13 protein-coding genes are annotated in these 14,654 nt (G+C 56.2%); 7 read left to right on the forward strand and 6 right to left on the reverse strand.

Features of this window, described 5'->3' with window-relative positions:
• Positions 1-2 precede the first annotated feature (2 nt).
• From lolA to cysG, 5 genes are read left to right on the forward strand one after another with little or no spacing between them, the layout of a single operon-like run.
• Positions 3-632, forward strand: coding sequence for an outer membrane lipoprotein chaperone LolA (gene lolA / locus ACQYWX_RS11540; RefSeq protein ID WP_216735820.1), 630 nt, complete (start codon positions 3-5; stop codon positions 630-632).
• Positions 629-1,975, forward strand: a complete 1,347-nt coding sequence (locus ACQYWX_RS11545; RefSeq protein WP_431688867.1) for a replication-associated recombination protein A — start codon at positions 629-631, stop codon at positions 1,973-1,975. Before lolA ends, ACQYWX_RS11545 begins: the two co-directional genes overlap by 4 nt.
• 27 nt (positions 1,976-2,002) lie before the next feature.
• Positions 2,003-2,386, forward strand: a complete 384-nt coding sequence (gene crcB / locus ACQYWX_RS11550) for a fluoride efflux transporter CrcB (protein ID WP_216735821.1) — start codon at positions 2,003-2,005, stop codon at positions 2,384-2,386.
• A gap of 25 nt (positions 2,387-2,411) precedes the next feature.
• Positions 2,412-3,695 carry a serine--tRNA ligase gene (gene serS, locus ACQYWX_RS11555; protein ID WP_431688868.1) on the forward strand — a complete coding sequence of 428 codons (1,284 nt, stop codon included), beginning with the start codon at positions 2,412-2,414 and terminating at the stop codon, positions 3,693-3,695.
• A gap of 8 nt (positions 3,696-3,703) precedes the next feature.
• The gene (gene cysG / locus ACQYWX_RS11560) at positions 3,704-5,113 is read left to right on the forward strand and encodes a siroheme synthase CysG (RefSeq protein WP_431688869.1); all 1,410 of its coding nucleotides are present in this window, start codon (positions 3,704-3,706) and stop codon (positions 5,111-5,113) included.
• A 55-nt stretch (positions 5,114-5,168) separates the two neighbouring features.
• On the opposite strand, the gene ACQYWX_RS11565 is transcribed toward cysG, so the two are convergent.
• From ACQYWX_RS11565 to ACQYWX_RS11585, 5 genes are all read right to left on the reverse strand, one after another.
• Positions 5,169-5,624, reverse strand: coding sequence for a bifunctional diaminohydroxyphosphoribosylaminopyrimidine deaminase/5-amino-6-(5-phosphoribosylamino)uracil reductase RibD (locus ACQYWX_RS11565; RefSeq protein WP_431688870.1), 456 nt, complete (start codon positions 5,622-5,624; stop codon positions 5,169-5,171).
• Positions 5,625-5,647: 23 nt separating this feature from the next.
• Positions 5,648-6,724, reverse strand: a complete 1,077-nt coding sequence (modC, locus tag ACQYWX_RS11570) for a molybdenum ABC transporter ATP-binding protein (protein WP_431688871.1) — start codon at positions 6,722-6,724, stop codon at positions 5,648-5,650.
• Positions 6,721-7,413 carry a molybdate ABC transporter permease subunit gene (modB, locus tag ACQYWX_RS11575; RefSeq protein WP_431688872.1) on the reverse strand — a complete coding sequence of 231 codons (693 nt, stop codon included), beginning with the start codon at positions 7,411-7,413 and terminating at the stop codon, positions 6,721-6,723. The genes modC and modB overlap by 4 nt, the downstream gene beginning before the upstream one ends.
• Positions 7,414-7,475: 62 nt before the next feature.
• Complete coding sequence (modA, locus tag ACQYWX_RS11580) at positions 7,476-8,243, reverse strand: molybdate ABC transporter substrate-binding protein (RefSeq protein WP_431688873.1); 768 nt, start codon at positions 8,241-8,243, stop codon at positions 7,476-7,478.
• 94 nt (positions 8,244-8,337) lie between these two features.
• On the reverse strand, positions 8,338-9,156 hold the full coding sequence (locus ACQYWX_RS11585; RefSeq protein WP_431688874.1) for a TOBE domain-containing protein: 819 nt from the start codon (positions 9,154-9,156) through the stop codon (positions 8,338-8,340).
• A 417-nt stretch (positions 9,157-9,573) separates the two neighbouring features.
• On the opposite strand from ACQYWX_RS11585, the gene tagH reads away from it, so the two are divergent.
• Together tagH and ACQYWX_RS11595 are read left to right on the forward strand one after the other, a co-directional pair.
• Positions 9,574-10,875, forward strand: coding sequence for a type VI secretion system-associated FHA domain protein TagH (tagH, locus tag ACQYWX_RS11590; RefSeq protein WP_431688875.1), 1,302 nt, complete (start codon positions 9,574-9,576; stop codon positions 10,873-10,875).
• 241 nt (positions 10,876-11,116) lie between these two features.
• Positions 11,117-12,814 (forward strand): methyl-accepting chemotaxis protein, encoded by a 1,698-nt coding sequence (locus ACQYWX_RS11595; RefSeq protein ID WP_431688876.1) that lies wholly within the window; start codon positions 11,117-11,119, stop codon positions 12,812-12,814.
• On the opposite strand, the gene ACQYWX_RS11600 is transcribed toward ACQYWX_RS11595, so the two are convergent.
• The gene (locus tag ACQYWX_RS11600; RefSeq protein ID WP_431688877.1) at positions 12,801-14,480 is read right to left on the reverse strand and encodes a diguanylate cyclase domain-containing protein; all 1,680 of its coding nucleotides are present in this window, start codon (positions 14,478-14,480) and stop codon (positions 12,801-12,803) included. The two genes, ACQYWX_RS11595 and ACQYWX_RS11600, sit on opposite strands and share 14 nt — an antisense overlap.
• Between the last annotated feature and the right edge of the window lie 174 nt (positions 14,481-14,654).

The following is a 14,654-nucleotide window of genomic DNA, read 5'->3' on the forward strand; positions in this document are numbered from 1 at the left end:
CCATGAAATTATTGAAACTACTCTCCGTGGCGGCGTTGAGCGCCGCCAGTATGATGGCGAATGCGGCGGGCGTGGATACGCTCTCCGGCCTTTTGAAAAATGTAGAAACCTTTACCGCCAACTTCACGCAAACCATGCGTTCCCAGAGCGGGCAGGTGATGCAGGAAGTGACTGGCACGTTGAAAGCCAAACGCCCAGGTTTGTTCTATTGGAAAACCAAAGCGCCTTTGGAACAGACCATCGTGACAGACGGTCAGCAGGTTTGGATTTACGATCCGGATCTGGAGCAAGTGACGATTCAGCACCTGTCGCAGCAACTTTCCAATACGCCAGCGCTGCTGCTGAGTGGAGAAGTTGGCAAGATTGATGAACAGTATCAAGTGGAAGAGCAACCGGAATCACAGCCGGGTCAGGTGGATTTCCTGCTGCGTCCGAAAGGCGTTGACTCTCTGTTCGACACACTGCAACTGAGTTTTGTTAACGATCAGCTGGTAAGTATGAAGCTGAAGGACTCTCTTGGTCAGCAAACCAGCCTTTTCTTCACTGGCGTATCAGTAAATCAAACCATTAGCGAAAAAGCCTTTCACTTTGAGATCCCTGATGGCGTAGATGTCATCCGGGAGGCGCCTTGACGCTGAACCTGTTTGAGTCGGAAGAACGTCGCCGGAGCGCGCAGTATGCGCCTCTGGCGGCGCGCATGCGTCCCCGTGTCATAGATGAGTATATCGGGCAGACGCATCTGCTGGATGCAGATAAACCGTTACGCAAGGCGCTGGAGCGCGATCAGCTGCACTCAGTTATTTTCTGGGGCCCCCCCGGCGTAGGCAAAACCTCTTTGGCCCGACTGGTGGCGGGATACACGGGGGCAGAATTTATTACCTTGTCCGCCGTGCAGAGCGGGGTTAAGGAAATTCGCGAAGTCAGCCAGCGCGCTCGCGCAAACTCACAAAGCGGGCGCAAGACCATTGTGTTCGTGGATGAAGTCCACCGTTTCAATAAGTCCCAGCAGGACGCCTTTCTCCCTTACGTAGAAGAAGGCGCTTTTGTTTTTATCGGCGCCACCACGGAAAATCCCTCTTTTGAGCTGAATAACGCACTGTTATCGCGGGCGCGGGTGTATCCATTAAAACCGCTCACCATCGATGACCTGACGGCGCTATTACAACGGGCTCTGACGGACGCTGAAAATGGTTTGGGTCAAACGCCCTGGAGCTACGACGACGACCTGTTGCGGATGATCGCTGAAGCCGCCAACGGCGATGCGAGACAGGCGCTGAACATACTTGAAACCATGTCTGATCTGGCGGACCCGGGCGAGCAGGGTGGGATTCTCTCCCGTGAGCTGCTGGCGTCGGTAATGCAGGTTTCACTAAAACGCTTCGACAAAGGCGGAGATGCGTTCTACGATCAGATCTCCGCATTGCACAAATCCGTGCGCGGCTCTAATCCTGATGGCGCTTTGTATTGGTTCGCCCGTATGTTGAACGGCGGCTGCGATCCTTTGTACGTCGCTCGTCGCGTGGTGCGTATGGCCAGTGAGGATATTGGCAACGCCGATCCGCGTGGGCTGGATCTCGCGCTTTCAGCCTGGGATGTGCAAGAGCGGCTGGGCTCCCCGGAAGGCGAGCTGGCGATTGCTCAGGCGATTGTTTATCTGGCGTGCGCGCCCAAGAGCAATGCGGTTTATAACGCGTTTAACGCGGCGATGAAGCTGGCGGCGGAGTCGCCGGATTATCCGGTTCCCGTGCACTTACGCAATGCGCCGACCAAGTTGATGAAGGAAATGGGCTACGGTAAAGAATACCGTTACGCTCATGACGAGCCTGGGGCCTACGCCGCCGGCGAGACGTATTTGCCTGACGAGCTGGATGGCCTGCGTCTGTACCATCCTGTGGAGCGGGGCCTGGAAAGCAAAGTTAAGGAAAAGCTGGAATACCTGCGGAGTCTGGACGAAGAGTATCAGAGCCGCTCCTGAACCACCTGAAATCTGTTCGTGATCATTATGAGCATTCCCCATCTTGTGTATGTTGCTCTTGGCGGTGCGTTCGGCGCTGTCAGCCGGTATTTAATTGTCGCCTGGGTGAGTAATGTGGCGGGCGCTAAATTTCCCTGGGGCACGCTGGCGGTGAATCTGCTTGGCTCTTTTCTGCTGGGGACGGCTTTTGTGTATGTGGTGGAGAAACTGCATGGACAACCTGAGCTGCGATCTTTGATAATGGTGGGCTTTTTAGGCGCGCTGACCACGTTTTCCACCTTTTCGCTGGAAGCCTGGAGCCTGATGCAAAGCGATCAGCTGTTGCAAGGTCTCGCCTATATTTTTATGAGCGTTATACTATGCCTCTTCGCCGTGGGCGCAGGTATCGCTCTGACTCGGCTTATTCTTTGATTTAAAAAAATTACTGGACGAATTCATGTTAGATCCAAAATTGCTTCGCAACAGCCTGGATGAAGTGGCTGCCAGACTAAAGACCAAACGCTATGACCTGGACGTAGACGCGTTCAGTCAATTAGAAGAGCGGCGCAAGTCCGTTCAGGTCCGTACTGAGGAACTGCAAAGCGAGCGTAAGAGTAAGTCGAAGGACATCGGCGTTCTGATGAAACAGGGTCAGGACCCTCAGCCATTGAAAGAAGAGGTGGCTAAAATCGGCGAAGAACTGGAGTCCGCAAAAGCGGAGCTGCAGGACATCCAGGACAAACTGGACGACCTGCTGCAAGGCATTCCCAACCTGCCTGACGCCGGTGTTCCTGAAGGAGCAAGTGAAGACGACAACGTGGAAGTGCGCCAATGGGGAAGCATCCGCGAATTTGATTTCGAACCCAAGGACCATGTTGATCTGGGCGAGAGCCTGGGCCTGTTGGACTTCAACAGCGGCGCCAAGCTGGCCGGCTCCCGTTTTGTGGTGATGCGCCGCGAACTGGCCAGACTGCATCGCGCGCTGGCGCAGTTCATGTTGGATATTCACACTACTGAACACGGCTATCAGGAAACCATGACGCCGTTTTTGGTGCACGCGCATGCCTTGCAGGGCACGGGACAGTTGCCCAAATTTGAGGCGGACCTGTTTAAAGTGCCAGGCGAGCATGACTTTTATCTGATCCCGACGGCGGAAGTCCCGGTCACCAATTTGGTGCGCGAAGAAATTCTGGACGCCAAAGAACTGCCTCTGAAAATGACCAGCCATACTCCCTGTTTCCGTAGCGAAGCGGGCAGCTACGGCCGTGACGTGCGCGGAATGATCCGCCAGCACCAGTTTGAGAAGGTGGAGCTGATTCATGTGGTCGCGCCGGAGCAATCTGATGCGGCGCTGGAAGAACTCACCGGCAATGCGGAACGAATCCTGCAGTTGTTAAACCTGCCGTATCGTGTTGTGGCGCTGTGCGGAGGCGATCTGGGCTTTTCTGCGGCGAAAACCTATGACATCGAAGTCTGGTTGCCGGCGCAGAAGAAGTACCGTGAGATCTCTTCTTGCAGCAACTGTCGCGACTTCCAGGCGCGCCGCATGCAGGCGCGCTGGCGTAACCCGGAAACCGGTAAGCCGGAGCTTGTGCATACGTTGAATGGTTCTGGTCTGGCGATAGGACGTACTTTGATCGCCGTGCTGGAGAACTATCAGCAGGCGGACGGCTCCATTTTGGTGCCGGATGTGCTGGAGCCATACATGGGCGGCGTGAAGGTGATCAAACCAGCTAACTGAGGTAATTGATGTCCACACAACTACAGACCTGGGATTTCCTGCCCATATCCATGAATCTACAGGGCAGGGAGTGTCTTGTAGTTGGGGACACCGAGCAGGCGGTGCGCAAAACTGACCTGCTGTTGCGCGCAGGGGCCAAAGTCCGGCTCCTGGGTGATGCGAATGCGAAGGCGCTCGTTGAGAGCGCTGACGTGCTCAACGCCATTACTCTTACTTCTGAATCCTTTCATTCTGAGCTATTGCAATCCTGCGCGATGGTTGTCGCGGCATCCGATTCCACGGACCTGAATCAACAAGTTGCGCAAGCCGCTCAGGCGCGCGGCGTTCCGGTGAATGTTGTAGAACAGCCGGAGCTAAGCAGTTTTATCTTTCCTTCTATTATCGATCGTCACCCGGTATTGGTGTCCGTCACCAGTTCCGGCGGCGCGCCTGTATTGACCCGTCTGCTACGTAACCGTCTGGAGTCGTTGATCCCTCATGGTTTTGGCAGGCTGGCGGATTTGGCGATGGAGTTCCGGGATAAAGTCCGGGCCCGTTTTGGCCATATCAACCAGCGGCGTCGCTTTTGGGAGTCCGTACTGGAAGGCGTCGTTTCCGATCTGGTGTTTTGCGGGCGCACGGACAAAGCCAGGGCGATGCTGGATGACATGTTAAGCGGCGAGCAGGCGGATACAATCACCGGTGCGGGTGAAGTGTATCTGGTCGGCGCCGGGCCTGGCGATCCTGACTTATTGACGTTCCGCGCGCTGCGCTTGATGCGTCAGGCCGATGTGGTGTTGTATGACCGTCTGGTGTCGCCGCAGATTCTGGATCTGGTGCGTCGTGACGCCAAGCGCATCAACGTGGGCAAAGCCCGCTCCAACCATACGTTGCCGCAGCAGGAAATCAACGCCATGTTGGTGGAGTTGGCCAAGGAAGGAAAACGGGTGTTGCGCCTTAAAGGCGGCGACCCCTTTATCTTTGGCCGCGGCGGTGAAGAGATCGATCAACTGGCGGATGCGGGCATCCCGTTTCAGGTTGTGCCTGGGATCACCGCCGCTTCAGGGTGCGCGGCCTATTCCGGTATTCCATTGACCCACAGAGATCATTCGCAGTCGGTGCGTTTTGTGACTGGCCATCTGAAGTCCGACACCTGCGACCTGCCATGGCATGAGTTCGTGCAGGACAATCAGACCCTGGTGTTCTACATGGGGTTGGTGGGGCTGCCTGTGATTAGTCGTGAACTGATCGCGCATGGCATGAAGCCGTCAACGCCAATCGCTCTGGTATCCCGCGGCACGCTGCCGGATCAGCAGGTTCTGGTGGGAGAGCTGGGCAATATCGCCAAGAAGGTCGAGGAGCAACAGATTCCTGGTCCAACCATCATTATTATCGGCGATGTCGTGACCTTGCGTGACCGTTTGCGCTGGATGGATTAAAGACGTCGATCAGGCTTCGCTCTTATGGGCGGGGCCAACCTGTCCTAACGAGCTTTTAGTGACTCTCCTCGTCTTCCGGACGCCATAAATACGCCTCAAGCTCCTTTCGTACCTCATTTTGCAGTAACCCCACCACCACTTCGGCGCCCGCTTGCTTGAGGATATTAATGCCAGCCCCGCAATTTTTCGGATGAGGATCGATCATGCCGACATACAGAGTGCGTATGCCTCGCTTGACCAGCGCCTGAGCGCAGGATGGCGTACGGCCTTGGAACGAGCAGGGCTCCAGAGTGACAAAAGCGATGACGTCCGCGGTCGGGCCAGGCAGATTCTGCAGCGCCATTGCTTCGGCGTGAGGTTGTCCGGGCGCGTTGGTATGGCCTGATGCGACAATCTGGCCGTTGCGCACCAGTACGCAGCCGACAGGCGGGTTGGGGCGGTAATGCGCGATGGCTTTACGGCCTTCGATGATGGCCAGCCGCATGAAACGCTCGAGTTCACTGCTTTCCATTAAACTTTCTCTCTCCAAGGGAATCAGTCAATTAAGGCTACGCTTTTTACTTGGGCGAACAGCTGCATGCCTCTCTCGATATGCAATTGATCGATGGAGCGGCGGGTGACGCGGGCGAGAATGGTTTCTTCCCCCAGAGCCAGACGCACCACTACCTGTGACGGCTCCCTGTCTACGTTGATATCGATCACCTTCACTGGAATGCAGTTGGAGATACTGCTCAACTCGGGTGGTTTCAGCGCCAGGCTGACGTCCTTGGCGTGGATGCGCAGTCTGACTTGCTGGCCAATCGGTCCCTGTTTGTGATGCACCGCCAAAACGCCTCCAGGAACGCCCAGCAGTGTTTGATGGTACTCCAGGTCATGGGCCTGAATGTTTGCGTGCACGACGGCGCTGGCCTCCTCCAGGTGCGCCAGAGGCAGGTCGGGGCGGGTGAGCAGATCGTTGATGGGGCCGCCGGCGCGGACGCCGCCATGGTCCAGCAGCACCAGATGCGAAGCCAGGCGCATGACTTCATCAGGCGAATGACTCACGTAGAAAACGGGAATGTCCAGCTGCTGAAACAGCTCATCCAGGTAGGGCAGGATTTCTTCCTTGCTTTGTAAATCCAGGCTGGCCAGAGGCTCGTCCATCAACAGCAGTTTGGGGCTGGTGAGCAGAGCGCGGCCAATGGCCACCCGTTGTCTTTGCCCTCCAGACAAGGAATGGGTGTTGCGTCCGATCAGGAGCTCCAGTTCAAGCCACCGAATGACCTCTTCCGGCGCCACTCTGCGCTCCCATTGTGGAATGCGGTGATAGCCGTAAAGCAAATTGTCCATGACCGAGAGGTGCGCAAACAAGCTGGGTTCCTGAAACACATAACCCAGGGCGCGGCGATGCGGCGGTACGAACAGGTCCGCGCTTTGCCAGACTTCGTCTTTGATTTGCAGAGCGCCTTTCTCCGCTCGCTCCAGACCGGCGATAAAGCGTAGCAGCGTGGTTTTGCCTGAGCCGGAGCGACCAAACAGGGCGGTGACTCCCTGGCCCGGCGTAGTGAACGCGACGTCCAGAGTAAAGTCGCCTTTGTGAGAGAAAAAGGAAGCGGAGATATCGTCGTTCATGCGATTACCTTCGCCGGTTTGCGGATAATCTGCAGCGCCAGCAGTACCGTGAAGGAAAAGATCAGCATGCCGGCGGAGAGAATGTTGGCTTGGGTGTACTCGATGGCCTCCACGTGATCATAAATGGCCACTGACAGAACTTTGGTCTCGCCAGCGATGGCGCCGCCGATCATGAGCACGATGCCAAATTCGCCAATCGTGTGGGCGAACACCAGCACAGCGGCGGTGATCAGGCCTGAGCGGGAAAGCGGCAATGCGACGGTCATGAAGCGATCCCAGGGAGAGGCGCGCAAGGTGGCGGCGACCTCCAACGGGCGGGCGCCGAGGGTCTCGAAGGCGTTCTGAATAGGCTGTACGGCGAAGGGCAGAGAGTAAATGACGGAAGCGACCACCAGTCCAGGAAAAGTGAAGGGCAGCACGCCCAATCCCAGAGCCTGGGTGACCTCGCCAATAGGGCCTTTAGGGCCTAACAGCAGCAGCAGGTAGAAGCCCAGCACGGTGGGCGGCAGCACCAAAGGCAGCGAGATAATCGCCTCCAGCGGACGTTTGCTCCAGTGCCGGCTCTGCGCCAGTCCCCAGGCGATAGCCGTGCCCAGCGCCATCAGAATCAGGGTGGTCAGCCCCGCCAGTTTCAGCGTGATCCACACCGCCTGCCAGTCGACCAGCCCCTGGACGCCCACTGCATTCATCTAATCAAGTTCCTTATGCCGGATATCGGGATGAAATAGGGCGTCATTATCGGCATTTCTCCTTATTCTTCAACATTGTAACCAAAGGATTCGATGATCGAGCGGGCGCGGGGGGACTTCAGATAGTCGATAAACGCCACCGCGGCCGGATTATCCTGACCTTTGGTCAACAGAACGCCTTCCTGCCGTATCGGCGCATACAGCGATTGAGGAACCAGCCAGTAGGCGCCGCGTTCGGCTTCATCCATGGCGATCACCTGCGATAGCGCGACGAATCCCAGCGTCGCTGCGCCGCTGTAAACGAACTGATAGGTCTGCGAAATGTTTTCTCCAAAAACCAACTGAGGGCGCAGCTGTTCATATAGCTTTAGTGATTGCATGGTTTTGACGGCTGCGGCGCCGTAAGGAGCGGTCTTGGGATTGGCGACAGCCAGTTTGCCTTTGTTGATTTCCAGCCACTGGCGGCCGTCTTCGCCTGGAACGGGATCTTTGCTCCATAACGCCAGACGTCCGCTGGCGTAGACGAAGTCGCTCCCTTCAACAGCTACGCCGGCGTCTATGGCTTTTTTGCTGCGTACGTCATCCGCCGCCAGAAATACTTCAAAGGGCGCGCCATTAGTAATTTGCGCGTAAAGCTTGCCGGTGGAGCCGAAGCTGGGTTTGAGACGGTGTCCGGTCTGCGCCTCGAAGTCTGGGGTCAGCGCCTGAATGGTGGACGTGAAATTGGCGGATACCGCCGCCAAAACCTCGCCTGCATTGGCCAGCGGCGCCAGAAACAAGGCGATGAACGTCGCCGCGATTGCGCGAGCGAGAGTAAAGCGTGCCAACATGTACAGATCCTTTTCGTGTTGATAAGCCCTGCATTACAGGGCGGCGTTTATGGCGGCATCGTAGAACGTTAGTTACGCTTTATGATGCCGTGGGTCATTGATTGACCGCCAGAATGATATGGGATGCTTTAATGTAAGCCTGACAGGGCGCGCCTTCTGTAAGACCCAGTTCCTCCAGACTTTGTTCCGTGATGACGGCGGTCAGCGTACGATCCCCGCTCAAGCGCACGCGCACCTCCGCGTTCACCTGACCGTGCCGAATGTCGCTGACGACGCCGCATAGACGATTGCGTGCGCTGAGCCTCAGGGTCTCGTCCGTCGCCAGAATGACAAAGCTGGACTTGATGATCGCGCTTGCCGTGCGTCCCGGCGTCAGTCCCAGATCCTGAACCGAATCCTGGGTCACTACCGCCACCAGTTCCAGGCCGTCTCCCAGGTTCAGAGCGACTTCCGCATTCACCGCGCCGGATTGCACGCGACTGACCACTCCCCGAAACTGATTGCGTGCGCTGGTTTTTATCGCCATGGCCTGAAGCACCCCGTGAATATCGTCAAAATCGTCAATGTCCCGCTGTAATCGGCTTAATAAAGCGGAGTAGTGCGCCTCCATCGCCCGATAGGCGGAGACCAGTTTGCGGCCTTGGGGCGTCAAACGCGCTCCGCCGCCTTGCTTGCCGCCGGTGGCGCGCTCCACCACGGGGTGCGGCGACAGATTATTCATGGCGTCCACGGCGTCCCAGGCGGTTTTGTAGCTGATTCCGGTCAGCTTGGCTGCTTTGGTGATGGAGCCGGCGCTGTCGATGTGTTCCAGCAAGGCGATGCGGGAGCCTCCTTGTACGCCGCGCACATTCTGGTTGAGCCAGAACTCGCCGGCCAGCTCCAGAACTTTGGCGCTGTCGCTGTTTTCACTCATGATTTTTCATCTTTCGCTCATGGCTTTTCATCCGTTGGAGAAACTTTATCCTGTTATCGAACACAACAGGCGCAGAGCCTGCCTCTCGCAGCTCGCCACCTGGCGGATGCTTCCTGGCGTTTGGTTATAACTGCTGGCGTTGGTGGAAAGCAGGCGATCCTGCTCTCAAAAAAGCGTTATATAGTATTCTATATAACGGTGATGCGATCAACTGTCATGTAAGCGGCGGCGCGGCATAGCGGGGAGGATAAACATTGCATGACCCTTTGACGACGCCGTAAACTTTGTGAAAAAAGAATGACTGATTTCACCTTCGTTTGGCGCTTATACGCCTGATGTTTTGTCTAAAATTTAAGAACAGTGAAAAAGTAAATGGAACTCATCCTCAAAGTGACTAAATGTCCCCCCGGAAGCGACATGTCTGGGGTGACTGTTACCGTCGGCAAAGACGGCGCAACCATCGGGAGAGCGACAACGAACTCTCTGGTGCTGCCGGACGCCAATCGGTATGTATCCTCGGACCACGGACGGATCGAGTTCGACGGAAGTCGATACAGCTTTATCGATATCAGCACTAACGGCAGCTATCTGAATCATCTGGGGCATCCGCTTATCAAAGGCCACCCGGAGCCGCTCAAGAACGGCGACCGCCTGATGCTGGGGCAGTATGAGCTGAAGGTGGAGCTGGCTGAACCCAGTGATGATCGGACGCAAATGTTTGCGCCTGACTCGGATATCGAGGCGACCCGAATTTCATCCGATATTGCTTCTCAAACCGCTATGTCAGATTTGGATGACTGGATCGGTTCCGGCGAGGAACCCTGGCCGGTCTACCAGCATGCGGCGAACACCACCGCCGTGCCGCCGGAGCAGGTGGAGGCGGAGATGCAGGATGATCTGGAGCCGCAGAGCGAGGCGGACGTGGATGACGGCATCCTGGACGCGGAAATCATCGAAGATGTGGAAGCGCCGACGCTGGTGAATCACGCTGCGCCGCGAGACGCGGAGGCGGCGCTTGAAGATGAATTTGAACCCGCTGCGGAGCCAGCTGCTGAAGAAGCGGCCACTGCTCCCGAACAGGATGAGCAAACCACGCAATTCAGCAAAAAGGATATGACCCCGGACTGGCTGACTCAGGCCCTGGGCATGATGACGCTGACGGAGGAAGCCCATAAGCAGGTAGTGGATAAATCCATGGACCTGCTGAGAGAAGCGGTGGAAGGAGTGCTCTCCACCTTGCGCGAAAAGCAGTCGTTGAAGAATGAGTTGCGCATCAACCAGACCCAGATTCGCGTGGCGGAAAACAATCCCCTGAAGTTTTCACCGACTCCTGAGGTGGCGTTGGAAAATCTCTTGCTGAAGCAGGGGACGACATACCTTTCCGCCGACGAAGCGATGAAAGAAGCGTTCGCCGATATTCGCGATCACCAGCGCGCGTTGTACAAATCCGTGCGCGGGCTGTACACCCGGATCATCAAATCTCTCGATCCGGAGCAGATCGTCAAGCATATCGACAACAAGCATGGTCAGCCCTGGATTGGCGGCAATCATCGCAAATACTGGGATGAATACCTGAAAGCCTATAACAAGTTGCGCAAAGACGAAGAACAGGCGTTTCAAGGTAAATTCTCCGAGGACTTCGCCAACAGCTACGAGTTCTACTTCAATCAGCTCAAGGCCCAACGCAAAAACAATAAAGCGGACGAAGACGACCTGTAAGGCGTCATTCCTCCGCTTACCTCAAGGCGCTCGCAGTGCGGGCGCCGCCGTTCTGGCAGGGTGGTCGAACGTACTCCCGTCTTCGCCTCTCTCTTAACTGTTCTATACTTCTTCAACATGAAGCAGCCCCAAAGGGCGCAATCACTCTCTCCTGCGGTATGCGTGGTATCGCAGTGCGTTGGTCATACGAACTGTATGTGTTCCCCGGGGCGAGGCCTTTAAAAGAGAGGGAGAACACATCGTGAAGATTCGTCCGCTATTCCTAACCATTTTTGGCGTGATTATCGCCAGCACCCTGGCCAACTTTTTACTGGCGTTCTATTTGCGTTCGGAAGTGACTTCGTTGAAGCAAACGACGGAAACCCGGTACGCGTCCTACCAGAGGGCGGATGAGTTGCGGCAGAGTTCGGATGACCTGACCCGACTGGCCCGTACTTACGTGGTGACCGGGGATCAGAAATACAAGCAGATGTATCAGTCTGTTCTGGATATACGTAATGGCGTCAAGCCCCGCCCTCAGGATTATCACCGCATATATTGGGACCTGGTATTAAATGCGGGGGATAAGCCCAAGCCAGATGGCGAAACAATTTCTCTGCAAAAGATGATGGAGAATCTTGGCTTCTCGCAAAAGGAATTTGACCTGCTCAAACAGGCGCAGAAAAACTCGGACGGCCTGGTGAACCTGGAAGTCGAAGCGATGAAAGCGGTGGAAGACGGTAGTTTGGAGCGCGCCAGAGAGCTGATGCATGGCCAGGACTATCATCGTGAGAAAGCCAAGATCATGCAGCCCATCGATGAGTTCTTCAAAGCGCTGGAAGCGCGCACCAGTCAACAACTCTCCGGGATTCAGAATGCGGTGTCGAACATTATTCTGGCGCTGATCTGCTTCCTGATACTGCTGACGCTCGCGGCGGCGGCGGGTTATCTGGTCGTGCTCAGGAAGATCGAAAGACCGGTGCTGAACCTTTACCGGCTGATTGGCGATGTAGAAAAGAACGCTGATTTAACGCTGCGTTCAGATTATGGCAGCCAGGATGAAATTGGCATGATGGCGAAAGGGTTCAACAGTCTGGTTGGGCGCTTCAGGGACATTCTCGGCGACGCTCGGACTCTCATTCGTCACGTGGCGGATGACTCCTCAACGGTGGCCCGTCTCACTGCGGACTCCAACGCCAGGACGGAGAGGCAGGCGAGCGAGACGGATATGGTGGCCACGGCGATCACGGAAATGACCGCCGCGATGGAGGAGATTGCGGCATCGACCAATGAAGCTAAGACTTCCGTGGAGAAGGCGACGGAATACACCTCGACCGCAAACGGGGTGGGAAGGCAGTCCATCAATAATATGACGCGTTTAAAAGCATGTTTTGACGACGCCTCAGGGCAGGTCAATGCATTGTCGCAAGAGTTTTCCCAGATTGAAAACGTACTGCAGGTCATAAAAAGCATCGCGGAGCAGACCAACCTGCTTGCCCTCAACGCGGCAATAGAAGCGGCGCGCGCTGGCGAACAAGGCCGGGGCTTTGCGGTAGTGGCGGACGAGGTGAGAACGCTCGCCAAGCGCACGCAGGAATCAACGGGAGAAATAGAGTCCAATATCGCCAAGCTCAGGGAGGGCATGGACAATACGGTTAACTCCATGGACGCAGGGATTGGCGAAGTGGCCCGCAGTAGTGAATCTGTAGCGCAGACTATGACGTCGCTGGAGCAGATTGCCTCCAGCATTGAGGCCATCAGCAACCTGAGTCTGCAAATCGCTTCTGCGACGGAAGAGCAGTCGGCGACCATCGGCTCTATTGACCAAAGCGTTGGCGCAGTGAGGGATCTGGCGGAAGAGACCTCCCAGGATCTGCGTGCATTGGAGAAAAAAGCGGAGTCCTTAAGTCAGATGACCCATGGCCTGCAGGATAAGATTCAGGTTTTCAAGTTGCCTTGAGGGAATCCATCTCCAGTACCACAAATGCATTACGGCCCTGACGTTTGGCTTGATACATCGCCTCGTCCGCGCGTGCGACCAGTGTGTCCGGCGTCAGGTTGCGCTCACCCATCGCCACTGCGACGCCAATGCTGGCGGTGATCTTGATGCGTCGGCCGTCTCCCAAGGCGACAGGCTCTTGCAGGGCAGTGTGAATTTTGCCGGCGATGTAGGCGGCGTCCTGCATCGGATGCGCCACCGCTTCCAGCACTATCACAAACTCATCGCCGGCGATTCGGGCGATGCTGTCAGTCTTGCGCACCGTCATCATGAGCCGGTCGGCTGTGACCCGGAGCAGGATGTCTCCCGCGTCGTGGCCATAGGTGTCGTTGATCGCTTTAAAATGGTCCAGATCCAGAAACATGATCGCAATGCCGGTGTGACTGCGACCGGCGTGCTTCACCGCCAGTTCCAGCAAGGTCTTGAGCCCCTGTCGATTGGGGGCGCCGGTCAGGTGGTCATGCTGCAGCTGCCAGCGCAGTCCTTTTTCGTGTTCTTTACGTTCTGTGATATCGGAAATCATGATGAAGAAGCCGCAGACCTCGCCATGACTGTTCCTGTCCGGGATGTAGTTGATTTCGTAATACTGTTGATGATCGCCCAGGGTCTGATAGTTCTCGAAACACACTTGCTGGCCGGCGAGAGCTTTTTGAATGTGAGGCCGGGCTTCTGCGTATTTGTCTTCACCCAGGATTTCAGCGATGGTGCGCCCATGTAAATCCTGGGGCTCCAGATTGAACCATCTTTTATAGACGGCGTTGTTAAACTGGTAGCGCTCCTGACTGTCGGCATAGGCGACTAATACAGGCAGGCTGTCGGTTATCGTTTTCAACTTGCGTTCGCTGCCGCCCAAAACCTTCAATGTCCCGCTGAGTTCTTCCGTACGTTGTTGAACCCGTTGCTCCAGCGATTGGTTCAAGCGAGTCAGCTCCCGCTCATGAGACGTGATGTCCTCCATCATGGCGCTGAAAGATTCAGCCAGATTGACGCCTTCTCGGTAGAGCGCCTGAGGCGGCGGCGTCAAGGAACGCTCTTTGGTGAAGCGGGCGGAGGATTGGGAAAGCAGGGAGAGAGGTTTGGTGATCCATGTCGAAGCGGACCAGACCAAGGCGATAAACAGTAACCCGAACAGCAGCCCCCACAGTAGTATCTCCCCCTGCAGGCGCTGAATTTCACCGAAAGCATCGCTGACGCTCTGGCGGATCAAAATACGCCACTGGAAGCCCGTCAAGCGCTCAAATCCGCTGCTGACGATCTGGGCGCAGAGAAACTCGCCCTCATCGGGCCATGTTATGACAAAGGAGTTGGGCTCTGTGCTGGCGATGATCGGCGGTTTTATGGGAAGCGTGGCGTGCGTCAGGGAGGAGGGCCCCATCAAAACGGCGCCTTCGTCATCAATAATCAAGGCCTCTACGGGATGTTGCTTTAACTGAGGCCGCAATACTTCGGAACTGAGCTGCTCCGCCCAGTCCCAATTCAAATGGGCCCCCAGGACGCCCTGTACCTGACCGTCAGTGGACTGGATAGGAATAGACACATCTACAAACCGCCAGGGTTCTTCCCGGGCAGGCATCATATCGGCGAGCAGCACTGCCTTGTGCACATCGCCGAAGAAAGGCGCGATCAAGCTTGTCCGCCACTTGAGAGGCGATGGCTTCAATCGCCGCAGATTGTTCGCGCACCAGAGTCTCCCGCGCCAGACTGCCTATGACGCCAGTGAGCAGGGCGGTAAGCGCGAACATCAGGAAGCCAAAAGCCAGCGTCAAGCTTGCTTTCAGCGGCAGCGCCTTGATTTTGGTGC

It is taken from the genome of Hahella sp. NBU794 (assembly GCF_050749805.1).
Lineage (GTDB): Bacteria > Pseudomonadota > Gammaproteobacteria > Pseudomonadales > Oleiphilaceae > Hahella.